At 73.9% G+C, this 23425-nt stretch carries 19 protein-coding genes; 5 read left to right on the top strand and 14 right to left on the bottom strand.

Features of this window, described 5'->3' with window-relative positions:
- Positions 1-111: 111 nt before the first annotated feature.
- The 6 genes from AB0O07_RS25610 to fmt all read right to left on the bottom strand — a co-directional run bounded on the left by AB0O07_RS25610 (position 112) and on the right by fmt (position 7598).
- On the bottom strand, positions 112-921 hold the full coding sequence (locus tag AB0O07_RS25610; RefSeq protein WP_365637175.1) for a carbon-nitrogen hydrolase family protein: 810 nt from the start codon (positions 919-921) through the stop codon (positions 112-114).
- 209 nt (positions 922-1130) lie between these two features.
- Complete coding sequence (locus AB0O07_RS25605) at positions 1131-2573, bottom strand: GuaB1 family IMP dehydrogenase-related protein (RefSeq protein ID WP_365637173.1); 1443 nt, start codon at positions 2571-2573, stop codon at positions 1131-1133.
- Between the two features lie 299 nt (positions 2574-2872).
- On the bottom strand, positions 2873-3862 hold the full coding sequence (locus AB0O07_RS25600) for a sugar-binding domain-containing protein (protein WP_365637323.1): 990 nt from the start codon (positions 3860-3862) through the stop codon (positions 2873-2875).
- Positions 3863-4046: 184 nt separating this feature from the next.
- The gene (rpe, locus tag AB0O07_RS25595) at positions 4047-4730 is read right to left on the bottom strand and encodes a ribulose-phosphate 3-epimerase (protein WP_365637171.1); all 684 of its coding nucleotides are present in this window, start codon (positions 4728-4730) and stop codon (positions 4047-4049) included.
- A gap of 182 nt (positions 4731-4912) precedes the next feature.
- Positions 4913-6355: a transcription antitermination factor NusB gene (locus AB0O07_RS25590; RefSeq protein ID WP_365637170.1), complete on the bottom strand. Its 1443-nt coding sequence runs from the start codon at positions 6353-6355 to the stop codon at positions 4913-4915.
- A 313-nt stretch (positions 6356-6668) separates the two neighbouring features.
- Positions 6669-7598, bottom strand: a complete 930-nt coding sequence (gene fmt, locus AB0O07_RS25585; protein WP_365637167.1) for a methionyl-tRNA formyltransferase — start codon at positions 7596-7598, stop codon at positions 6669-6671.
- 447 nt (positions 7599-8045) lie between these two features.
- Between fmt and AB0O07_RS25580 the strand changes: the two genes are divergently transcribed.
- A complete protein-coding gene (locus tag AB0O07_RS25580) occupies positions 8046-8621 on the top strand; it encodes a hypothetical protein (RefSeq protein WP_365637164.1) in 576 nt (191 codons plus the stop codon).
- 254 nt (positions 8622-8875) lie between these two features.
- Here the strand turns inward: AB0O07_RS25580 and AB0O07_RS25575 are convergent, their stop codons facing one another.
- The gene (locus tag AB0O07_RS25575; RefSeq protein ID WP_365637161.1) at positions 8876-11020 is read right to left on the bottom strand and encodes a primosomal protein N'; all 2145 of its coding nucleotides are present in this window, start codon (positions 11018-11020) and stop codon (positions 8876-8878) included.
- 207 nt (positions 11021-11227) lie between these two features.
- On the opposite strand from AB0O07_RS25575, the gene AB0O07_RS25570 reads away from it, so the two are divergent.
- The 4 genes from AB0O07_RS25570 (at position 11228) to AB0O07_RS25555 (ending at position 16652) form a co-directional block, all read left to right on the top strand.
- Positions 11228-12550: a helix-turn-helix domain-containing protein gene (locus tag AB0O07_RS25570; RefSeq protein WP_365637158.1), complete on the top strand. Its 1323-nt coding sequence runs from the start codon at positions 11228-11230 to the stop codon at positions 12548-12550.
- A gap of 111 nt (positions 12551-12661) precedes the next feature.
- Positions 12662-13417 (top strand): toll/interleukin-1 receptor domain-containing protein, encoded by a 756-nt coding sequence (locus tag AB0O07_RS25565; RefSeq protein WP_365637156.1) that lies wholly within the window; start codon positions 12662-12664, stop codon positions 13415-13417.
- Positions 13414-15483, top strand: a complete 2070-nt coding sequence (locus AB0O07_RS25560) for a hypothetical protein (protein WP_365637153.1) — start codon at positions 13414-13416, stop codon at positions 15481-15483. Before AB0O07_RS25565 ends, AB0O07_RS25560 begins: the two co-directional genes overlap by 4 nt.
- Positions 15480-16652: a hypothetical protein gene (locus AB0O07_RS25555; protein WP_365637150.1), complete on the top strand. Its 1173-nt coding sequence runs from the start codon at positions 15480-15482 to the stop codon at positions 16650-16652. Before AB0O07_RS25560 ends, AB0O07_RS25555 begins: the two co-directional genes overlap by 4 nt.
- Before the next feature lie 135 nt (positions 16653-16787).
- Here the strand turns inward: AB0O07_RS25555 and metK are convergent, their stop codons facing one another.
- The 7 genes from metK to AB0O07_RS25520 form a co-directional block, all read right to left on the bottom strand.
- On the bottom strand, positions 16788-18011 hold the full coding sequence (gene metK / locus AB0O07_RS25550; protein WP_365637148.1) for a methionine adenosyltransferase: 1224 nt from the start codon (positions 18009-18011) through the stop codon (positions 16788-16790).
- Positions 18012-18307: 296 nt separating this feature from the next.
- Complete coding sequence (coaBC, locus tag AB0O07_RS25545) at positions 18308-19564, bottom strand: bifunctional phosphopantothenoylcysteine decarboxylase/phosphopantothenate--cysteine ligase CoaBC (RefSeq protein ID WP_365637320.1); 1257 nt, start codon at positions 19562-19564, stop codon at positions 18308-18310.
- A gap of 178 nt (positions 19565-19742) precedes the next feature.
- Complete coding sequence (gene rpoZ / locus AB0O07_RS25540) at positions 19743-20015, bottom strand: DNA-directed RNA polymerase subunit omega (RefSeq protein WP_003970369.1); 273 nt, start codon at positions 20013-20015, stop codon at positions 19743-19745.
- A 143-nt stretch (positions 20016-20158) separates the two neighbouring features.
- The gene (gene gmk, locus AB0O07_RS25535) at positions 20159-20722 is read right to left on the bottom strand and encodes a guanylate kinase (protein ID WP_365637147.1); all 564 of its coding nucleotides are present in this window, start codon (positions 20720-20722) and stop codon (positions 20159-20161) included.
- A gap of 38 nt (positions 20723-20760) precedes the next feature.
- Positions 20761-21084: an integration host factor gene (locus AB0O07_RS25530; protein WP_329828420.1), complete on the bottom strand. Its 324-nt coding sequence runs from the start codon at positions 21082-21084 to the stop codon at positions 20761-20763.
- Between the two features lie 233 nt (positions 21085-21317).
- Complete coding sequence (gene pyrF / locus AB0O07_RS25525; RefSeq protein WP_365637144.1) at positions 21318-22274, bottom strand: orotidine-5'-phosphate decarboxylase; 957 nt, start codon at positions 22272-22274, stop codon at positions 21318-21320.
- Positions 22271-23416, bottom strand: a complete 1146-nt coding sequence (locus tag AB0O07_RS25520; protein WP_365637317.1) for a quinone-dependent dihydroorotate dehydrogenase — start codon at positions 23414-23416, stop codon at positions 22271-22273. Before AB0O07_RS25520 ends, pyrF begins: the two co-directional genes overlap by 4 nt.
- Positions 23417-23425: the final 9 nt, after the last annotated feature.

Here is a 23425-nt window from a genome sequence, read left to right as displayed (position 1 = left end):
TGGCCGGTCGGCGGCCGGTGGGCCGGTGGACCGGGTCGGTGGGGCGGCGGTCGCCTCGCCGTGGGCGGGTGACCGGCCGGGGGGGTGGGTGACCGGCCGTTGGCGGGGTGGTCAGCCGAGGGTGGTGTAGAGGCCGGGGCGGCGGTCGCTCAGATACGGGTTGGCCGCGCGCGAAGCGGCCAGCAGCGCCCCGTCGACCTCCCCGATCAGCAGCTCCTCGGCACGCCCGGCGCGGACCCGGGTGGCGCCGTCGGGGCCGGCGAGACAGCTCAGCCCGACGAAGTCGAACTCGCCCTCCTGGCCGGTCCGGTTGACGTACGCCACGTACATCTGGTTCTCGAAGGCCCGGACCGGGACGACGGATTCGGCGACGAAGTGGAACGGGTGCATCTGGGCGGTGGGCACGAGCAGCAGATCGGTCCCGGCGAGCGCGTGGGCGCGGACGTTCTCGGGGAACTCCACGTCGTAGCAGACCAGGATCCCGAGCGTCAGCCCGCCGAGTTCGGCCTGGACGACCGGGGTGTCCCCGGGGGTGAACCAGGTGCGTTCGAAGCAGCCGTACAGATGGGTCTTGCGGTAGTTGGCGAGGCGCGCGCCGTCGGGTCCGATCAACTGCGCGGAGTTGAAGACCGCGCCGTCGTCCCGGTCCCCGGCCCGCTCGGGGTAGCCGTAGAGCACCGCGAGCCCGTGGCGTACGGCGATCTCGGCGACGGCCGCGGAGCCGGGCCCGTCGGCGGGTTCGGCGAGCCGGGCCACCGCGTCGCCGATCGCGTACCCGGTCAGGAACATCTCGGGGCAGACCAGCAGCCCCGCCCCGGCCGCCGCCGCGCGCCCGGCGGCCTCGTCGAGGACCCGCAGGGAGCCGGCGGCGGAACCGGGCGTTCCGGAGCTCTGGAGCAGGGCGGTGCGGAGCGCGGGCATGGCTGACCTCGGGCGGGGTGCGTAGGGGGTCCGGCGGGGGGCCGCCGGGGGACACTCCGACCGTACGGCCGGGGGTTCGGGCACGACAAGAGACGTCCGTTGCGCGCGAACCATCGATCCGTTGCGTGATCGGCGTCAGGGGCGGCGATTCGTTGTCCGGGCCCCGGGGGAATGCCCCGGGGCCGGTTTCCCGCCGTCAGCCCAGGTCGTCAGTTCCAGCTATGGTGCAGCGGCTTGCCCTCGGCGTATCCGGCGGCGCTCTGGACGCCGACGATCGCCCGGTCCGCGAACTCCGCCAGGGAGTTGGCGCCCGCGTACGTGCACGAGGAGCGGACGCCGGCGACGATGGAGTCGATCAGGTCCTCGACACCGGGGCGGGCCGGGTCCAGGAACATCCGGGAGGTGGAGATGCCCTCCTCGAAGAGCGCCTTGCGGGCCCGGTCGTACGCCGATTCCTCGCTCGTACGGTTCCGTACGGCGCGGGCCGAGGCCATGCCGAAGGACTCCTTGTAGAGCCGCCCGTCGGCGGACTGCTGGAGGTCGCCCGGGGACTCGTAGGTACCGGCGAACCAGGAGCCGATCATGACGTTCGAGGCGCCGGCGGCGAGCGCCATCGCGACATCGCGCGGGTGCCTGACCCCGCCGTCGGCCCAGACGTGCTTGCCGTGCCTCCGTGCCTCGGCGGCGCACTCCAGCACGGCCGAGAACTGGGGCCGCCCCACCCCGGTCATCATCCGGGTGGTGCACATGGCGCCGGGGCCGACCCCGACCTTGACGATGTCGGCGCCGGCCTCGATCAGGTCCCGTACGCCCTCCGCCGCGACCACGTTGCCCGCGACGACCGGCACCGCCGGGTTCAGGGCCCGGACCGCCTTGACGGCGCTGATCATCGACTCCTGGTGGCCGTGGGCGGTGTCCACGACGAGGGTGTCGACGCCCGCGTCGAGGAGCTGCGCCGCCTTGCCCGCGACATCGCCGTTGACACCGACGGCGGCGGCGATCCGCAGCCTGCCCCGGGCGTCGGTGGCGGGGGTGTAGAGGGTGGCGCGGAGGGCGCCCTTCCGGGTGAGCACCCCGGCGAGCCGGCCCTCGGCGTCGACGGCGGGGGCGAGCTTGCGGTTGGCGGTGTCGAGGGTCTCGAACGCCTCGATCGGGTCGAGGTCCGCCGCGATCAGCACCAGGTCCCTGGACATGACCTCGGAGAGCTGGGTGAAGCGGTCGACGCCGCTCAGGTCGTGCTCCGTGACGATGCCGACCGGACGGTGGTCGCCGTCGACCACGACCCCGGCGCCGTGGGCCCGCTTGGGCAGCAGGGAGAGCGCGTCGCCGACGGTCTGGACCGGGGACAGCACGATGGGCGTGTCGAGGACCAGATGGCGCGTCTTGACCCAGGAGATGACGTCGGTGACGACCTCGATCGGGATGTCCTGCGGGATCACCACGAGCCCGCCGCGCCGGGCGACGGTCTCGGCCATCCGGCGGCCCGCGATCGCGGTCATGTTCGCGACGACGAGCGGCACGGTGGTGCCCGTACCGTCCGGCGAGGCGAGGTCCACGGCCTGCCGGGAGCCGACGGCGGAGCGGCTCGGCACCATGAAGACATCGTCGTACGTCAGGTCGTACGCGGGCGTGACGTCGTTGAGGAAACGCATACTGACTCTCTCACCTGCTGTTTCGCTTGAGGGGCGGGTGGGGAGTCAGCGCGGCGCCCGGGCGGGCCCGGCTGCGGCTCCTACGCCATCATCACCGATCCGGCGGTGTTCTGGCGAACGTGACGGGCGGCTCTGTACGTTCCGCCGAGGGCCCGGGACGCTCTTCGAAGCATCCTCCGAAAGGGGACCACGAGACGGGAGCGGCGCTGGTCCGCGGCCTCCTCGGCCCTCGGCCCCTTAGCCCTCGCCCCTTAGCCCTCGCCTCTCAGCCCTCGGCCCTCAGCCCTCGGCCCCGGTCCTCAGTCGTCGTCCGGGTCGGCACGCTCCAGCGCCGGGTGCGGCGCCGGGGTGAACTCCGTCAGCAGGAAGTCCGCCGCCGCCGTGTCCGTGACCAGGCTGGTGACCAGTCCGGAGCGGAGTACGGCCCCGATCGCCTCGGCCTTGCGGAGCCCGCCCGCGATCGCCACCACCTCCGGGATCCTGCGCAGCCGGTCGGCCTCCACGGTGATGCACCGTTCGCCCAGGTCACGGCCGACTCTGCGGCCCTCGGCGTCGAAGAGGTGCGCGGACATCTCGGCGGCGACGCCCAGCGAGGCGTAGTGGGCGCGCTCCTCCTTGGTGATCATGTCGTGGACGGTGGAGATCCCGGGCTCCCAGGAGCCGATGGAGACCGCGGCGACGGTCACCTTGTCGAAGTACTCGAAGGCGCGCGCGATCCCGGTCTGGCTCCGCAGCGCGGCGGCGGTGGCCGGGTCGGGCAGCAGCATCGGGGCGTAGATGGGGTGCGCCTCGCCGCCGGATACCTGGGCGGCGCGCCGTACGGCCTCCACCGAGCCGCGCTCGGCGGTGCCCGCGTCGTACACCCCGGTGAGCTGGACGACCGTACAGGGCGGCAGCCGGTCGAGGGCGGCGGCCATGTGGATGGTGGAACGGCCCCAGGCGAGGCCGAGGACATCGCCCTCGACCACCAGTTCGCCGAGGAGTTCGGCGGCGACCTCCCCGAGGTTCTCCGGGTCGGGCGACTCGTCCTCGCCCTCCGCCGGGGACTCCACGACGACCGCGTGCCGCAGGCCGTAGCGGGCGCGCAGGGCGTCGGAGCGCTCCGCGTCCAGCTCGGAGGGGACACGGATCTCGATCCGTACGAGGTCGCGCTCCAGCGCGGTCTCCAGGACCCGGGCCACCTTGAAGCGGCTGACGCCGAACTCCTCGGCGATCTGGATCTTGGACTTGCCCTCCAGGTAGAAACGGCGGGCCATGGCCGCCGCCTGCACCAGCTCCGCGGGTCCCATCCGCAGTGCCGGACGACCCGCCGAGATACCAGGCACCCCGATCTCCTCACCTTTGTTCACACTCTGGGCTCGCTGTTCATCCTGTCAGATCCAGCGGTCCTTGATCGGCCCCGGAAGGCCCCGTTCATGTTCCTGTGGCTCACCTGTCGCCCTGCGCGGACGGTTCGCCACGGTGCCGCTGCGCTCAGTGGCCACAGGCCCAGGCGGCCGTCGCGGTGGCCTCGGCCGCCTGGTTCCGCAGCATCCGTACCGCCGCCGCCGGGTCGTCCGCCCCGTACACCGCGGACCCGGCGACGAAGACGTCCGCGCCGGCCTCGGCGCACCGCTCGATGGTGGTCGCGGAGACCCCGCCGTCGACCTGGAGCCAGAGTTCGAGGCCGTGCTTGGAGATCAGCTCACGGGTGCGGCGGATCTTCGGCAGCATGATGTCCAGGAACGCCTGCCCGCCGAAGCCCGGCTCCACCGTCATGATCAGCAGCATGTCGAGTTCGGGGAGCAGGTCCTCGTACGGCTCGACGGGCGTCGCCGGCTTCAGCGCCATCGAAGCCCGCGCGCCCTTGGCCCTGATCTCCCGCGCCAGCCGTACCGGGGCGGCGGCGGCCTCCGCGTGGAAGGTCACCGAGCCCGCCCCGGCCTCGACGTACCGCGGGGCCCAGCGGTCGGGTTCCTCGATCATGAGATGGCAGTCCAGCGGGGTCTCCGTGGCCCGCGCGAGCGACTCCACCACGGGCACGCCCAGGGTCAGATTGGGCACGAAGTGGTTGTCCATGACATCGACGTGGAGCCAGTCGGCGCCTTCGACGGCGGCGGCCTCCTCGGCGAGGCGGGAGAAGTCGGCGGAGAGGATGCTGGGGTTGATCTGGGCCATGTGCCAAGCCTGCCATGCTCCGGGCCACTTCCTGACCGCCCTGGGAACCCGGGTACGACCGATCTCGTACGAGAATGGGCACAGTCCGCGCAATCCTCGCGTTTCTCCGGACAGATCCGGGTTTACCCAGCGATCGGTTTGACGCCGGAGGGAGGCTCCCCGAGGTGCCGCCCGGCGCCCGCTCAGCCGGTACGGCGCAGCAGGGCCAGATACATGGCGTCGGTGCCGTGGAGATGAGGCCAGAGCTGGACGTCCGGGCCCTCGCCGAGCGCCGGGACGCCCGGCATCAGGGGGCGGGCGTCGATCCACTCGGCCTCGACGGGGGCGCCGCCGCGCCCCTTGAGGACATCCTCGACGACCGCCCGGGTCTCGGCGAGATGCGGGGAGCAGGTCGCGTATCCGACGACGCCGCCGACCCGTACCGCCTGGAACGCCTCCCGCAGCAGCCCGCGCTGGAGCGGCGCGAAGCCGTCCAGGTCGGCCGGGCGGCGCCGCCAGCGCGCCTCCGGGCGGCGGCGGAGCGCGCCGAGCCCGGAACAAGGGACGTCCAGCAGGACCCGGTCGAAGGAGCCGGGGCGCCAGGGCGGCCGGGTCCCGTCGGCGGCGATCACCTGGTAGGGGCCCGGGTTCCCGGCGAGGGCGCGGGCGACCAGCCGGGCGCGGTGCGGCTGTTTCTCGGCGGCGAGCAGGGTGGCGCCGCGCCCGGCGGCCACGGCGGCCAGCAGCGCGGCCTTGCCGCCGGGGCCCGCGCAGCCGTCGAGCCACCGGGTGTCGGGGCCCTCCAGCGGGGCGGCGGCCAGGGCCAGGGCGACGAGCTGGCTGCCCTCGTCCTGGACGCCGGCGCGGCCCTCCCGTACGGCCGCCACGGCGCCCGGCTCACCGCCCTCGGCGAGCCGTACGGCATGGGGCGACCAGCGGCCCGGCAGCACCTGGTCGGCGCCGAGCGCCTCGGTCAGCTCCTCGGCGGTGGCGCGGCCCGGGCGGGCGACGAGGGTGACCTCGGGGCGTTCGTTGTCGGCTTCGAGCAGGTCCTCGATGCCGGCCCGGCCGCCGCCGAGGGCGTCCCAGAGCGCGGAGACGATCCAGCGGGGGTGCGAGTGGACGACCGCGAGATGGTCCTCGGCGTCCTCGTCGTACGGCGGGGCGACCCGTTCCACCCAGGTCTCCAGGTCGCTCTTGGAGATCTTCCGGAGCACGGCGTTGACGAACTTGGCCCGCCCGTCGCCGAGCACCACCCGGGCCAGGTCCACGCTGGCGGAGACGGCGGCGTGGGTGGGGATCCGGGTGCCCAGGAGCTGGTGCGCGCCGAGCGCGAGCACATCGAGCACCGGCGGGTCGACCTCGCGCAGCGGCCGGTCGACGCAGGCCGAGATGATCGCGTCGTACGTGCCCTGGCGGCGCAGCGTCCCGTACACCAGCTCGGTGGCGAGCGCCGCGTCCCGTGCGTCGAAGTCGCCCTTCTCCCGGGCCTTCCTGAGGAGCGGCGGCAGGACGAGGTTGGCGTAGGCGTCCCGCTCGTCGACGGCCCGCAGCGCCTCGAAGGCGAGGAGCCGCACCGGGTCCTTCTGGGGGCGGCGGTAGGGCTTGGAGGGGCGTGGCGGACGGCGGCCGGCCTGCTCGTTCAAAGGTGCTCCGCGGTGAGAAGAGTCGAACTCCCCCACCTTACGCGGGACACCCCGCACCCGGCCGTTCAGCCCGCTTCGGGCCGGGTGCACGGGTTTCCCGTACGGCGCGGGGCGGCACACGGATTTCCCCGTACGGTGCGGGGCGGCACACGGATTTCCCCGCACGGTGCGGAGCACGGCTCCTCCGTCGTACGTACGGGTCAGGAGCGGCCAGGTCCGGGCGCACGCCCCCCGGCGCGCCCCCTGACACACCCGCTGGCGCCCACCCAGGCACACGCCCCCAGGCGCACGTCCCCGGACGCACCGCCCGGGGTCAGCCCAGGCGCTCGCCCTGGGCGATCCGCACGCCGCGGGCCCAGTCGGCCGCGCGCATCGGCTTCTTGCCCTGGGGCTGGACCCAGAGCAGCTCGACACCGTGCGAACCGGTGCCGACATGCACGGAGTTCTTGCCGACGGCCGGCTCCCCGGGAGCGAGCCCGGTGGTCTCCGGCGCGGGTGCGACCTGGACCAGCTTCAGCCGTTCGCCCCGGAAGAGCGTCCAGGCGCCGGGCGCCGGGGTGCAGGCGCGGACGACCCGGTCGACGCGGAGCGCGGGCGCGGCCCAGTCGACCTGCGCGTCCTCGACGGTGATCTTCGGCGCGAGGGAGACCCCGTCGGCGGGCTGCGCCACCGGGACCAGCGAGCCGTCCGCGATGCCGTCCATGGTCGCGGAGAGCAGCCCCGCCCCGGCGAAGGCGAGCCGGGTCAGCAGATCACCGCTGGTGTCGGTGGGACGTACGTGCTCGGTGATCACGCCGTACACCGGCCCGGAGTCGAGCCCCTCCTCGATCTGGAAGGTGGCGGCCCCGGTCATCTCGTCCCCCGCCATGACGGCGTGCTGCACGGGCGCCGCGCCACGCCACGCGGGCAGCAGCGAGAAGTGCAGGTTGACCCAGCCGTGGAGCGGCACATCGAGCGCGGTCTTCGGCAGCAGCGCGCCGTACGCGACGACGGGGCAGCACTCCGGGCCGATCTCGCGGAGCCGGGCGAGGAAGTCCTCGTCGCGCGGCTTCGCCGGCTTCAGCACCTCGATGCCCGCCTCCTCGGCGCGCTGGGCGACCGGGCTGGCGACGAGCCGGCGCCCGCGCCCGGCGGGCGCGTCGGGCCGGGTCACGACGGCGACGACATCGTGCCGCTCCGAGGCGATGAGGGCGTCCAGGGCGGGTACGGCGACCTCGGGGGTGCCGGCGAAGACGAGCTTCATCGGTGGCTGACTACCTCTCGGAACTGTCGGAACGGTCGGAACTCTCGGAACTGACGGGCTGTGGGGCTGTGGGGCGGCTGTAGGGCTGCGGGAGCCGCCGGAACGGATGGCCGGACGGCGGGCCGGCGTCCGAACGGCGGCGGCGCGCCCCGGCCGGCCTCCGCCCCCGTGGGAGCGGCGCACCAGTCTAGGGCGTGTCCGCTCCAGGGCGCGTCCGCGCACTCCCGCCCGCTGTCCGGGGCCCCGGCGGGGGCTCGGGGCTCGGGGGCTCGTACGCCAGGGGGCGCACAACGGCCCGTGAACGGCCCGCGCGCCCGGCGCATATGCCTATACACCTCCGTGGCGTGACCACATGGCCCGGTGGCGCGTTGGTCAAGCAGAGATTGACCAGCGGGCCGCACCGGTGCGGCCCGGACCCTTTTCCACACCGGTTCGAGAGGCTTGTTCATGGCCGACCACGCAACCCACGACGCACAAGCCCGGGCAAGTCTGCACCTGTTGGTGCGGGACATCGAGCGGGTCAGGCGGCAGGTGGACGCGTTGCGCACGCTCACCGCCCAGTTGGGGAATGTCTACCGCCCCCGCCGCTCAGGCCCCTCCACGGGCTTCGTCGTCTACGGCCGGGCACCCGCCCCGACCGTCCGCCTCGCGCAGGAGCTGAGGGACAGCGTCGAGACGCTGGTGACCGCGGCGGTCGACTTCGACCGCTCGCTCGGCTTCTCGTGGGACGCGGTGGGTTCGGCGCTGGGCGTCACCAAGCAGGCGGTGCACCGGCGTTACGGTACCCGCCGCGCCGCCGAGCGGCAGTCCGCCGTGGCCGAGGCGGAGCGCGCGCAGGGCCGCCTCGGCCAGGACCAGGGCGCGGCCCGCTCCCCGCTGCCGGGCGCGGCGGGCACCGTACCGGCGGTGCCCGCGGCCCGGTCGATGCCGCCGCAGCCGTCGGCGGGGCTTCCCCCGGCGGGGGTGGCCGCGCTCCGTGAGGAGGGCCGCCCGAACGCCTTCCCCGGCCCGCGCAGCGGCTGACGCCTGAGCCCCGTCCCGCCGAGGAGCCGCCCGTACGCGCGACCCCACCCCCATGTCCGCGCGTACGGGCCACGGAGCGCGGTGCGGCCGACAGCCGCCCGGCCGCACCGCCCCTCCCGCCCGCTCCCCTCACCCGACGGCTCCCACCCGATGCCAGGGGCGCTCCTCCGCCAGGGGCACTCCTCCCCTTGACCCGATGCCAGGGGGCGCTCCTCCGCCGAAGAACGCTCCTCCCCTTGACCGGATGTCAGGGATCACCCGATGTCGGGGGGGTCGATCCTCACCCGTACGGGATCACCGCCGCCCCGCGAGAGCCGCGCCGCCTGCGCCGCCTTCAGGGCCCCTGCCAGCGCGGCGCCACTGCCCGGCGGCACCCTCAGCAGGGCGCGCTCCCAGCGCTCCCCCGGCGGCGGGTCGCCCGGCCTGCGCGGTCGTCCCGGGTCCCCGGGCGCCAGCGGTACGGGCCCCAGCACCTCGGCGTCCGGCGGCAGTTCGGCCGAGGCGAGAAACGCCCCCACCGCCTCCGCCGACCCGGCCACCGAGGCCATCCGGGAGACCGGCGGGAAGCCCAGCTCGGTCCGCTCGGCGAGTTCGCGCCGCGCGTGGCCCACCGGGTCCCAGCGGACCAGCGCCTGCACCGGGCGGAGCGTCGGCTCCGCGACCACGACCACCGTGCCCCCCTCGGCCTGGCCCCGTACCAGGGCGGCCGCGTGGATCCAGCGGCGCAGCGCCTCCTCTCCGGCGCGCAGGTCGGGGCGGGTGAGCATGGCCCAGCCGTCGAGCAGCAGTGCCGCCGCGTACCCGCCCTCGGCGACCGGTTCGGCGCCCGGGGTGCTCACCACGAGCGCGGGCCGGCCCGGCACGGAGTCGAGCACATGGTCCCGGCCCGACGTACGGACCGGGACGGCCGGGAACGCCCGGCCGAGCTCCTCCGCCGTGCGCCGGGCCCCGACGATCCGGGCCCGCAGCCGGGGGCTCCCGCAGGCCGCGCAGTGCCAGTCGGACTCCTCGCGCCCGCACCACCCGCACCGCAGCTCCCGTTCCCCCGGCGCCTCCAGCGGCCCCGCGCACTGCCGGCAGCGGGCGGGCGTACGGCACAGCACGCAGGCCAGCCGGGGTACGTAACCCCGCCGGGGCACCTGCACCAGCACCGGGCCGCTCTTCAGCCCGTCCCTGACGGCCCCCCAGGCGAGGCTGGGCAGCCGGGCGGCGCGGGCGGCCTCGTCCCGGGCCAGCTCGCCGTCGCCGATGGTGCGGACCAGGGGGGCGGCGGCCCGTACCCGCTCCCGGTCGGCGGCGAGGGGCAGCGCCCAGCCGGTCGCGACGAGCTGGGCCGCCTCGACCGTGCACGCCGTACCGCCCAGCAGGAAACCGCAGTGGTCGTGTGCGGCCCGCAGCAGCAGCACCTCGCGGGCGTGCGGCTGCGGGGCGTGCGGCTCGCTGTGGCTGGCGTCGCCGTCGTCCCAGATGACCACCAGCCCCAGGTTCCGTACCGGAGCGAACATCGCGGCCCGGGTGCCGACGACGGCCCGCACCGCGCCGCGCCGCACCGCCAGCCACTCCCGGTACCGCTTCTCGGGCCCCGCCTCCGCCGTCAGCAGCGCGTGCCGCCCGGTGCCGAGCAGCGCCGTCAGCGCCGCGTCGACCCGCCCGGCGGCCCGCCCGTCCGGGACGACGACCAGCGCGCCGCGCCCCGAGGCGAGCGTCGCGCCCACGGCCCGCGCCACCTCGTCCGCCCACCGCTCCCCCGGCAGCGCGGTCCACACCGCCCGGGGCGCCCCGCCCCCCGCGAGCGCCCCCAGAAACGCCGGCCCGTTCCCATACCGCTCCCAGCTCCCCGGCTCCGGCACAGGGGGCGGCGGGGCGGGCTCCGGCGAGGGCTTCGCCTCGGCCCGCGCGTTCCGTGGCGGAACGGCGAGCTGGAGGACGTCAGCGAGGCTCCCCGCGTACCGGTCGGCGACCGCCCGCGCGAGACCCAGCAGCTCAGGGCCGAGCACCGGCTCACTGGAGACGACACCCGCCAGCGCCGCGAGCGGCCCCGCGTAATCCGACTCCGCGCGCCGCTCCACCAGAAACCCGTCGATCAGCCGCCCGCCCTCCCGCCGCCCGCCCCGCACCTGGTGCGCCCCGGCCCCGAACCGCACCCGCACCCGCACCCCGGGCTGAGCCGCCGCGTCCAGCTCCGCGGGCACGGCGTAGTCGAAGAACTGATCGAGATGGAGCACCCCCTTGTTCACCACCACCCGCGCCACCGGCAGCGCCTCCGCCAGCGCGGCCCCCCGCCAGGTCCGGGGCTTGGCCCGGGGCACCTGAGCCTTCCGCACACTCTCCCGAATCAACGCAAGCTGCTCGGGCCCACCCCCCGCAGGCTCATCAGGCCGCTCGTCGTCGCTGCTCACAGCTTCATACCTACCAGACGGCACCGACAGCGGCGTACGGAAGACAGCACGGGCCAGCGCCCCATCGGGCGAGCCCCAAGAGGACCGGGCCGGCCCCCCAAAGAGGAAACGGGAAACCCTCCAGGCCGTCTTGCGACCGTCCCCCGGCCCGCACGAGGCTGGCAGCCGACGACCGACAGCAGCACCGACGACAGGGGGAGACACCGCATGCTGGAAGAGCCCGCCACGTTCGGCAGCAGGCTGCGGGAGGCACGGTTGGCGGCCGGAATGACGCTCGTCGGACTCGCCAACGCCATCCACTACAGCAAGAGCCAGCTCAGCAAGGTCGAAACGGGACGGAAGCGCCCCAGCCCCGAACTGGCCCGCCTCTGCGACGCGGCGCTCGGCCGGCGGGGCGCGCTGATCGCCCTCGTACCGACGACGCCACGCGGCGGTAAGCCCGCCACGTCGCCCCCCGCCCAGGACGCGGTCGCCCTGAGCCCCTCCCCCGCCGCCGCGTCGGACGACCGCGCCCTGCCCGCGGCGTGGGCGCCGCCCGGGCGGCGCCAGGTGCTGGGGGCGGGCGCCGGCTCCGTGCTCGCTGCGGCCACGCCCGCCGCCGCCCTGCCCACTCCTGCCCTGGCGGACGGCTCGCTGCTCGACGTGTCCACCGCTCTGTTCGACCAGTTCCGCCGGGTGGGGCAGGCCGCGCCGCCCGGAGCCGTGCTGCCCGCCCTGGCCGAGCAGACCCGGACCCTGCGCGCGCTCGCCGCCCGCACCGGCCCCCGCACCGGCCGGGGGCTGCTCACGCTGTGCGCCCGGTACGCCGAGTTCGCCGGGTGGATGGCCCAGGAGGCCGGCGCGGACGCGACCGCGCTGCGCTGGACGGAGTACGCGGTGGAACTCGGCGCCGAGTCCGGCGACGCCGACCTCGCCTCGTACGCCCTGGTCCGTCAGGGTCTGGTGGCCTACTACCGGGGCGACGCCGCCCGGACGGTCGCCCTGGCCCAGGGCGCGCGCTCGGACCGGCTGCCGTACCGCATCCGCGGCCTCGCCGCCCAGCGCGAGGCCCAGGGGCACGCGCTCGCCGGTGACGACACGGCGTGCCTGCGCGCCCTGGACCGGGCGCGCGGACTGCTCGCCCGCGCCGAGGCGGAGCAGGACCCGGCGGGGCCCGTCCTGGGTACGACGCATCTGCGCGATCCCGCTGCGATGACGACCGGATGGTGCCTGCTCGACCTGGGCCGGCCGAGCGAGGCCGCCCGGGTTCTCGACCAGGAGATCGAACGCATTTCCGCGAAGGCGATGCGGACACAGGCACGTTATGGCGCACGACGCGCTCTGGCGCACGCGCTGGCCGGCGAGATCGACCAGGCGTGCGCACACGCCCGGGAGCTGCTGAGCACGGCCCACACCGTCGCCTCGGCGACCATCGCCCTGGACCTCCGCAGGCTCTCCCGCGCCCTCGACCGCCACCCCCGGAACCCGGCCGTACGAGAGGTGGCGCCGCTGCTGGCGTTCGCGCTCTCCCCCACGGCACTCGCTCTGTAGCACCCCGGCACCACGCCCCCGCACCACGCGCCCCGCCCCTTGGCACGCGCCGCGTGGCACGCGCGGCTGCCTCCCAGAGCCCCGTACACCGGAGAAAGGACCCACCACACCATGCCTGATGTGTTCATCAACTACCGAACGGGCGACGGGGAGGAGACCGCGGTCGCCTTCTACAACGCCCTCACCGAGCGCTTCGGCAAGGGACGCGTCTTCCGGGCGAGCTCGTCCATCCGGCCGTCGGAGCTGTACGACGACAAGCTCCTGGCCGGCGTCAGGACCAGCTCCGTCCTCCTCGCGGTCATCGGCCGGGAGTGGGCCGAGCACCCCGGTCTGCGTCAGCGCGACGACTGGGTGCGGAAGGAGATCCTGGAGGCGTTCCGCTGCGCCCTTCCCGTGGTGCCCGTCCTCGTGGGCCGGGAGACCAGGCGGCTGCGGCCCGAGACACTGCCCACCGCTCTGCGCAGACTCGCCCGGATCCAGTCGCTCCGCTACGACACCCAGAACGCGGAGTGGGACCTGAGGCACATCGGGGACCACCTCGCGGAAGAGGTACCGGCGCTGGCCGAGGCGGAGAAGGCGATCGCGAAAGGCGCGGGCAAGGACGGCGAGGACACGGACACGTCCGGTTCCGTACGCAACTCCATGGACTCGATCAGCGGCGGCACCAATATCCAGGCCAGGGACATCACCGGAGACATCGCCGGGAGCGGCGGCACGGTCATCAGAAGGATGGAAGGGCCGCTCCACACCGGAACGGGCGCCCAGCACGCACCCCAGCAGACGGGCGACGGCGCGTCCTACGTGGCCGGGGACCAGCACGGGGGCGGGAACACCGTGGAGCGCCGACGCCGGGACGAGGACCGATGAGCACCACGACCACCCGGATCGACGGAGTGCGGGGACACATCCACACGGGCCCCGGCGACCAGCACATCCACCTGCCTCCGGGCGCGCTGACCGAGGACTCCAAGGGCCGCACCCCCCGCGCCATCGCCGACGCCGAACTCCACTGGCTCCGCAAGCACTTCGTGGAACCGGAGGGCTATGTCGAGGCCCAGGAGGCCCTGGAGGACCACCGGCTCGTCCTGCTCGACGGAGCCGCCGGCGCCGGGCGGAGCGCGACCGCCCGCGTGCTGCTCCACCGGCTCCCCTCCCCCGGGCGGCGCTCCATGCACGAAGTGCTGCTGGAGAAGGACGACGAGAACTCCCCGCGCGCCCTCGACCCCGAGCTGATCGAGGAGGACGGCCGGCTGCTCCTCGATCTGGCCGACGAGAGCGACCGGCGGTGGCCGGCCGTACGGGACGAGCTCTCCGCCCTCCGCGCGGTGCTGCCCGAGCGCCGGGCCGCTCTCGTCGTGGTGCTGCCCCACGGCGTACGGCACCTCGTCCCCACCGCGATGTCGGAGCTGCACCACGTCGTCTCCCGCGCCCCGGGCCAGGAACTCGACATCGTCAAGCGTCATCTGCGGGCAGCGCGCCTGGACCCGACGCTCGCGGACTCCGCGCCGCCCGACCTGGTCACGTTCCTGGAACGCGCGCCCGCATACCCGCTCTCCGAGGTGGCGCGGTTCGCCCAGTATCTGTGCCGGGCGGCGGCAGCGGCCCCGCTCACGTCCTTCGGCTCCTGGTGCGAGCAGGCCCACGCGGCCCTGAGCGAACGCGCCAAGGACGCGCAGGACCTTCTGCGCAGGACGGCGAAGGGCGCCCCACGGGCCCTGCTGGTGGCGGCGGCCATGCTCCACGGGGCGCGCGGCGACGCCGTACACAGCGCGGCCTCGCGGCTGCTCGCCGACGACCAGACCGTACGGGTCTGGCCTCCGCTCCGGCATCGGCCGCTCTCCGAACGCCTCGAAGCCATCGAAGCGCACACGGACGCCGACCACCGGGTCCGGTTCACCGGAATCGATCTGGACGCCGCCGTCCGCGGCCAGGTGTGGGCCGACTTCCCCGCGCTCAGGGACGCCCTGTGCGACTGGGTCGGCGAGATCCTGACCCTGCCCGAGCTGGACGAGCCGGACCGGGAGGCGCTGGTCTCCCGGTTCGCGGTGGAGTCCCTGGCGGCCCGGCGCCCCGACGATCTGCTCGCTCTCTCGGAACGGTGGACCGGCGCCCCCGCCGAGCGGACGCGGCTTCTCGCGGCGGCGCGCGCCCTCCGGCACGGGCTCCACCACCGGGAGTTCGGCCGGCGGTTCCGTGGGCGCATCTACGACTGGGCGCGCAGCCCGCGCCTCTCCACCGCCCAGCGGCAGGTGCTGGTCGATGTCTGTCTGGCCGACATGGCCGTACGCCATCCCCACGCGGCCCTCGTCCGCCTGCACCATCTCGCCCGCCACGAACGGCCCGGCACCCTCGCGCGCGACGCGCTGAAGGAGCTTCTGCGGGACGACCCCCGGCTGCTCCGCTGGATGCTGAACCGGCTCACCGGCGCGCACACCTCCTTCTGGGAGGCGGACGCCGGCATCTTCCTCACCGTCGCCGAGCCCGGCCCCCTCGCCGACCCCGGCCCCCGGGCCCGGCCCCTCATCGCGGAACCGGTGGTACGGCACGACCTCACCGTCGGCTGGACCAGAGTGTTCCGCACCCTCCCCCCACCGGAGTGGACCCCGCGGGTCCACTCCTGGCTGGCGGCGGCCTGCGGCCCCGCCCCGGACGGCGAGCTGTTCCTCGATGTCCTCGTCGCCGCCTGCGGGCTGCGCGGGGACCGGTTCGGGGCGCTGTACGACGCCGGGTCGCGCTGGGCCGCCGGGCAGCCCGTGACGCACGGCCGGGCCAGGGCGGTGCCCGAACGGCTGCTCGACAAGATCAGCGGCGCCCAGCGGGCCGCCGCCACCGCCGCGCGCGCCGCCGCCTTCCGGGCAGGGAAGGCGTCCGAACCCGACCCGTCCGTACCCGACCCGTCCGCGCGCGAGACAACGGAGCCACCGACGCCATGACCTCCGGCCACAAGACCGTGACGGTCTTCCTCGTCCTCATCTTCGGCCTGGTGCTCACCATCGCCGGGTTCTCGCTGCGCTGGCCGCCCTGGGCCTGGGCGGCCGGCGCGCTCGCCCTGGCCGCGGCGGTCCTGGTGGCGGTCCTGCTCGCACGGCGCCGGCAGGATCCCTTCGAGCCCCGCTACCTCCAGGAACCCGACCTGCCGCTGCCCCCGGTGGAACGCCGCGAACTGCGGATCACCGGGGTGGCGCTGCCGAGCCTGCTCGACGACTACGACTTCCTGCTCTCCGCGACCGTGCGGTGGTGCCCGCTCTCCGTGCCCAGCGGTTCGCCGCCGGTCAACCCCGGCGGGCTCGCCGTGGAAGCCGTACTCGCCCGGGCGAGCCGGGTCACCGCCGAGCGGCACCCCGCCCGCAGCTCGCTCGTGGAGCATGAGCTCAACGGGGCGCTGGCCACCATGGCGGAGGATGCCCTCGGCCGGGTGCAGGCGATGGCGCTCGATGTGAGCCTCGGGCTCGCCGAGGAGGACGCCGCGCGGCTCGCCAAGCTCGCGGCCGTCCGCAAGGACGAGGCCGTATGGGAGCACGAACGCAAGTACGAGGAGAGCCGCCGGGCCTATCTCGGCGGGGATGTCCTCCGGAGCACGGGCAGCGCGGTCGTGTGGTGGCTGCACCGCAACGAGGAGCAGATCGACAAGACCGTCAAGGATCTCGGCCTGCTCGCCCAGCTCACCTCGGCCGCCAACGACACGGATGTCTCGGAGCGGCTCCGGCACCTCGTACCGTGGCCGCCGCCCCCGGAGGATCCGGGCGGGGACACCCTCTGGCCCGCCGCCCCTGAGCCGTCCCCCGCGGGCCCGCCCCCGGAAGGCCGGGTCGCGCACGCGCTCGGGGAGCTGCTGGAGGCAGCGGGGCTCTCACCGGAGGACGGGACGAGCCGCATGGTCGCCGATTTCCTGGCCGGCACGTTCGACTATCTGGACGGGGACCAGTCGGAGCAGATCCGCCGGCGCTTCGGCGCTCCGTACCCGCCAGGCCCCGGTCCGGACGACGACGGAGCCCCCGAGACCCCCGGGCCGCCGGGCCCGGCAGGACCGGCCGGCTCCCCCTCGATGAACGGCGCGGGACCGGGCACCGTCCCCCCGCCCGAAGCCTCCGTCCCCTTCTGACACACGGGGTGGCCACGGATACGTACGTACGGGTACGACACGCGCCGCGCATACGAAGAGGCCCCGGGTACCGCGACAGCGGTACCCGGGGCCTCCCCCATCAGTCCGAACCAGTGGCTGCCCGGCGGTCCGGGCTCAGAGGCCCGCGGCCGTGCGCAGCGCGTCGACGCGGTCGGTGCGCTCCCAGGTGAAGTCGGGGAGTTCGCGGCCGAAGTGGCCGTACGCCGCCGTCTGGGCGTAGATCGGGCGGAGCAGGTCGAGGTCGCGGATGATGGCGGCCGGACGGAGGTCGAAGACCTCGGCGATGGCCTGCTCGATCTTCTCGGAGTCGACCGTGGCGGTGCCGAAGGTCTCCACGAAGAGGCCGACCGGCTCGGCCTTGCCGATCGCGTACGCGACCTGGACCTCGCAGCGGGCGGCGAGGCCCGCCGCGACGACGTTCTTGGCGACCCACCGCATGGCGTACGCGGCCGAGCGGTCGACCTTGGACGGGTCCTTGCCGGAGAAGGCACCGCCGCCGTGGCGGGCCATGCCGCCGTAGGTGTCGATGATGATCTTGCGGCCGGTGAGTCCGGCGTCGCCCATCGGGCCGCCGATCTCGAACCGCCCGGTCGGGTTGACCAGCAGGCGGTACCCCTCGGTGTCCAGCTTGATGCCGTCGTCGACCAGCTCCTGGAGCACATGCTCGACGACGAACTCGCGGACGTCGGGGGCGAGCAGCGAGTCCAGGTCGATGTCGGACGCGTGCTGCGAGGAGACGACGACCGTGTCGAGGCGTACGGCCTTGTCGCCGTCGTACTCGATGGTCACCTGCGTCTTGCCGTCGGGGCGCAGGTAGGGGATGGTGCCGTTCTTGCGGACCTCGGAGAGGCGGCGCGAGAGCCGGTGCGCGAGGTGGATCGGGAGCGGCATCAGCTCGGGGGTCTCGTCGCAGGCGTACCCGAACATGAGGCCCTGGTCGCCGGCGCCCTGCTTGTCGAGCTCGTCGCCCTCGCCGTCGCTCTCGGCGCCCTGGACGCGCTTCTCGTAGGCCGTGTCGACGCCCTGGGCGATGTCGGCCGACTGGCCGCCGATGGAGACCGAGACACCGCAGGAAGCGCCGTCGAAGCCCTTCTTCGACGAGTCGTAGCCGATCTCCAGGATCTTGTTCCGCACGAGCTGGGCGATCGGCGCGTACGCCTTGGTGGTCACCTCTCCGGCGACATGCACCAGCCCGGTGGTGATCAAGGTCTCCACGGCGACACGGGAGGACGGGTCCTCCTGGAGGAGCGCGTCGAGAATGGTGTCGCTGATCTGGTCGGCGATCTTGTCGGGGTGACCTTCGGTCACGGACTCCGAGGTGAAGAGACGGCGGGACACATCGCTCCCTGAGGTTGCAGCGGCTGCTGGCTGATCATTGGCGGACCGTACGGGGCGCTGCACGCCCCGCGACGTTCCTCGACCACTTTATCGGTCGAATCGGGCCACGGGGGCAAGTGTCTCGATCTGTGGAGCCCCCGCGGACGCGATCCAGCATTATGCGCCACCCGGATCGCCCCTGGCCAGAGGCGCCGGAAAGGTGTGACAGAAGCCCCACCGGAGGAGCAAGGAGTACCTATGGGGGTGAATCGCGTCAATCCGGTGTCCCCGAGGAGCTCGTACGGGCGATCCGCGCCTCAGCTCCGGTGCTGGGTTTCGGACAGCAGCCGGGGGGCCACGAGGTCCCAGACCGTGTCGGCCAGGTCCTCCTTCGGGCCGTACGGTACGGGGGTCTCCGCGCCGTCCGCCGCGAGGACGACGGCCTCGTTCTCCTCCGCGCCGAAGGCCTTCCGGTCGCCGACCTCGTTGACGACGAGCAGGTCGCACCCCTTGCGCCGCAGCTTGCGGCGCCCGTTGGCCAGGACGTCGTCCGTCTCGGCTGCGAAGCCCACGACGACCTGCCCGGGGCGCGGGCGCTCGGCGGCGACCTCCGCGAGGATGTCCGGGTTGCGGACCAGGGCGACCGGCGCGGGCTCCTCGCCGTCCTTCTTCTTGATCTTGCCCTCGGCGTAGACGGCGGGGCGGAAATCGGCCACGGCCGCCGCCATGACCACGGCGTCGGCGTCCGGGGCGGCCTTCAGGACGGCCTCGCGGAGCTGGACCGCCGTACCGACGTGCACCACGTCGGCGCCGGCCGGGTCCGGCAGCCCCGTGTTCGCCGCCACGAGGGTGACCCTGGCGCCTCTGGCCACGGCGGTACGGGCCAGGGCGTACCCCTGCTTGCCCGAGGAGCGGTTGCCCAGGTAGCGGACCGGGTCGAGCGGCTCGCGGGTACCGCCGGCGCTGATCACCACATGGCGTCCGGCCAGGTCGGGGGCGGGGACGCCACGGGCCAGGACGCGGCGGCAGAGCTGGAAGATCTCGTCCGGGTCGGGCAGCCGGCCCTTGCCGGTGTCGACGCCCGTGAGGCGGCCCACGGCGGGCTCGACGACGACGGCGCCCCGGGCCCGCAGCGTCGCGACGTTCTCCTGGGTGGCGGGGTGCTCCCACATCTCGGTGTGCATGGCGGGGGCGAAGACGACCGGACAGCGGGCGGTGAGGAGCGTGTTGGTGAGCAGGTCGTCCGCGAGGCCGTGGGCCGCCTTGGCGAGCAGGTCGGCGGTGGCCGGGGCGACCACGACGAGATCGGCGCCCTGTCCGATCCGTACGTGCGGCACCTCGTGGACGTCGGTCCAGACCTCGGTGGCGACGGGGTTCCCGGAGAGCGCGGACCAGGTCGCCGCGCCGACGAAGTGGAGCGCCGAAGCGGTCGGCACCACGCGCACATCATGGCCGGATTCGGTCAGTCGGCGGAGCAGCTCGCACGCCTTGTACGCGGCGATCCCCCCGGCGACCCCCAGCACCACCTTCGGCCGGCCGGCCCCGCCCCGCCCCGGCTCCCGGCCCCGCTCCACCGCGTCCGTCTCCGATGTCCCCACCGTGCTCTCCCCTCCGATGTGTGCACATGGCACACGGCTCAGCGACACTTACACACTCAGCGACACTTACACACCCACATACGAAACCACGGGCCCGGCGACCATGCCGCCGGGCCCGTGGTGCGAAAGCGTGTGCCGTGTGCCGGGTAACCGCCTACTGGGCCGGGCCCTCGATGGCCTCGGAGGTCAGCAGACCCGCGTTGATCTCGCGCAGCGCGATCGAGAGCGGCTTCTCGTGGACGTGGGTGTCCACGAGCGGACCGACGTACTCGAGCAGGCCCTCGCCGAGCTGCGAGTAGTACGCGTTGATCTGGCGCGCGCGCTTGGCCGCGTAGATCACGAGGCTGTACTTCGAGTCCGTGGCTTCGAGCAGCTCATCGATCGGCGGGTTGATGATGCCCTCGGGCGTGGTGATGGAAGAGGACACTTCTCTTGCCTTCCGAAGAAAATTCAGGGAAAAACTGCTGGTCGCGCGCTGTCGGAGCGTGGACCGCTGGTCGGAGCGTGGACCGCTGCCGGGCCGGCCAAGCCGGGCGAGTCCGTTGGATCCACCCGGAAACCGACAAAAGATCATGCGACGTTCATCAAGGCTAGCAGCTCGCGCGCGACGTCCTCGACCGAGGTGTTGACCAGCGTCGTGTCGAACTCCGACTCGGCGGCCAGCTCCACCTTCGCCGCGGCCAGCCTGCGCTCGATCACCTCGGGCGACTCGGTGCCCCGCCCGGTGAGTCTGCGCACCAGTTCGTCCCAGCTCGGCGGGGCCAGGAAGACCAGCCGGGAGTCCGGCATCGACTCCTTGACCTGCCGGGCGCCCTGGAGGTCGATCTCCAGGAGTACGGGCTCCCCCGCGGCCAGCCGGTCCAGCACCGCCTGGCGCGGGGTGCCGTACCGGTTGCCCGCGAACTCGGCCCACTCCAGCAGCTCCCCGTTGGCCACCGACTTGTCGAACTCGTCGTCGGTGGCGAAGAAGTACTGGACGCCGTGGCGTTCACCGGGGCGCGGCTTCCGGGTGGTGGCCGACACCGAGAGCCATACCTCGGGGTGGACCTTGCGCATATGGGCGACGACCGTGCTCTTGCCGACCCCGGAGGGGCCGGAGAGCACGGTCAGCCGCGGTCGTACGTCTGCTGCCATGCGGCGATTATCCAGGTTTCCGGAGGTGCCCGGAAACGTCAGGCGCCACCGCCGCCGAACTCACGCTCCAGCGAAGCGATCTGATTGGAGCCGAGGCCCCGCACGCGACGGCTCTCGGAGATCCCGAGCCGCTCCATGATCTGCTTGGCGCGGACCTTGCCCACGCCGGGCAGCGATTCGAGGAGGGCGGAGACCTTCATCTTCCCGATGACGTCGTTCTCCTGACCCTGCTTGATCACGTCATGGAGCGAAGCGCCGGAGTGCTTGAGTCGATTCTTGACCTCGGCCCGCTCCCGGCGAGCCGCGGCGGCCTTTTCGAGCGCGGCTGCGCGCTGTTCAGGGGTAAGGGGCGGAAGAGCCACGCCTACGTCACCTCGGATGTCGAACTGTCGGATACGGACCGGTGCGGAACCACATCGCCCCACACCAGGCGAGCAACGGGCAACGAACTGCGCGTTGGCTCTCGACGGAGACTAGCGGCCAACTCCGCCCGAGTCAGCGAGAACAGACGAAAAGTCCTGGTCAGCATCGATCAGGGGTGACATTTTGGTCATTTTGCCCAACTTTTTGGACAGGAAGCCGCGCATTGCCTCCGTCACCCGCCCGCCGTGCCTCCGCCGACCGCCGCCCGTACCTCCGCCGCGAAGCGGTCCGCGGCGCTCCGCAGCGCCCCCGCGTCGGGACCGTGCCGGAGCACCCCCCGGCTGACGCTGGGGAGCACGTTGCCGGCCGCCGCGCCGAAGACGGCGGGCAGATCGGCGGGGGTCGCGCCCTGCGCGCCGATGCCCGGGGCGAGCAGCGGCCCGTTGATCGCGAGGTCCACTCCGGCGTCCCCGAGGTCCCCCAGGGTCGCCCCGACGACCGCGCCGGCCGAGCCGAGCGGGGCCGCGCCCGCGTTCTCCTCGGCCAGGTGGTCGAGCATGACGCGGGCGAGCGGGCGCCCGTCGGCGGCGGTGGCGCGCTGCACCTCGGCGCCCTCCGGGTTGGAGGTGAGCGCGAGGACGAAGACCCCGCTGCCGGCCGCCGAGGCGGCGTCCAGCGCCGGACGGAGCGAGCCGAAGCCCAGGTACGGGGAGAGCGTCACCGCGTCCGAGAAGAGCGGCGATGCCGGGTCCAGGTACGTCGCCGCGTACGCGGCCATCGTGGAGCCGATGTCGCCGCGCTTGGCGTCCATCAGGACCAGCGCCCCGGCGGCCCGCGCCTCCGCCACGGCGGTCTCCAGGACGGCGATGCCGCGCGAGCCGAAGCGCTCGAAGAACGCGGACTGCGGCTTGAGCACGGCGACCCGGCCGGCCAGCGCCTCGACGGTGGTACGGGTGAACCGCTCCAGCCCCGCGATGTCGTCGCCCAGGCCCCACGCGGTCAGCAGCGAGGCGTGCGGGTCGATGCCGACGCAGAGCGGGCCCCGGGTGTCCATCGCCCGCCGCAGCCGGGCCCCGAAGGGCACCGGGGCGGACGGAGCACCCGGAGTACCCGAGGCACCCGGAGCACCCGGGGACCCCGTACCGCCGTCGCGGCCCTCGGCGGGGGTGGGGGCGGTCGGTGCGCTCATGCGTCGGCCTTCTTCCGGTTCATGGCCTCCCGGGTGGCCGCTCCGACGGCCTCGGAGAGGGTCGCGTACGGGGAGGCCGCGAGCCGGGCCGCGAGCCCCTGGTGGATCTCACGGCTCCAGAACGGGCCCCGGTAGATGAACGCGCTGTACCCCTGGACCAGCGTGGCCCCGGCCAGGATGCGCCGCCAGGCGTCCTCGGCGCTCTCCACGCCCCCGACGCCCACCAGGGTGATCCGGTCGCCCACCCGTGCGTAGAGCCGGCTCAGCACCTCCAGGGAGCGCTCCTTGAGCGGTGCCCCGGAGAGCCCCCCGGTCTCGCCGGTCAGCGCCGGTCCCGAGACCAGCCCCAGACCCTCGCGGGCGATGGTGGTGTTGGTGGCGATGATGCCGTCCAGGCCCAGCTCCACGGCGAGGTCGGCGACGGCGTCGACGTCCTCGTCCGCGAGGTCGGGGGCGATCTTGACCAGGAGCGGGACGCGGCGCCGGGTGACGGTGCGGTCGGCGGCCTCCCGTACGGCGGTGAGCAGCGGCCCGAGCTGATCGACCGCCTGGAGGCTGCGCAGCCCGGGGGTGTTGGGGGAGCTGACGTTGACGACGAGGTAGTCGGCGTGGCGGGCCAGGCGCTCGGTGGAGAGCACATAGTCCGCGACAGCTTCACTCTCGGGGACGATTTTGGTCTTGCCGATGTTGACGCCGACGGTCGTCTTGAAGACCGGCCCCCGTGCGGTACGGGCGGCGAGGCGCTCCGCCACGGCGGCGGAGCCCTCGTTGTTGAAGCCCATGCGGTTGATCAGCGCCCGGTCGCCGACGAGCCGGAAGAGCCGCGGCTTCGGGTTGCCGGACTGCGGTTCGCCGGTGACGGTGCCGATCTCGACATGGTCGAAGCCGGTCATGGCGAGGCCGTCGATGCCCACGGCGTTCTTGTCGAACCCGGCGGCCAGCCCGAACGGACCGTGCATACGGAGCCCGAACGCCTCCGTGCGCAGCTTCGCGTACCGGGGCGCGAGCGCGGCGGCGAGGAAGGTGCGCAGCACCGGGACGCGGGCGGCCAGCCGGATCCACCGGAAGGCCAGGTGGTGCGCGCGTTCGGGGTCCATCCGCCGGAAGACCAGCCGGAAGAGGAGCCGGTACGCGGTGTCCATGACGTCCAT

Source organism: Streptomyces sp. NPDC093085 (assembly GCF_040683935.1).
GTDB lineage: Bacteria > Actinomycetota > Actinomycetes > Streptomycetales > Streptomycetaceae > Streptomyces.
Note: the sequence above shows the minus strand (reverse complement) of the source record. Positions and strands in the feature narration are given on the sequence as shown.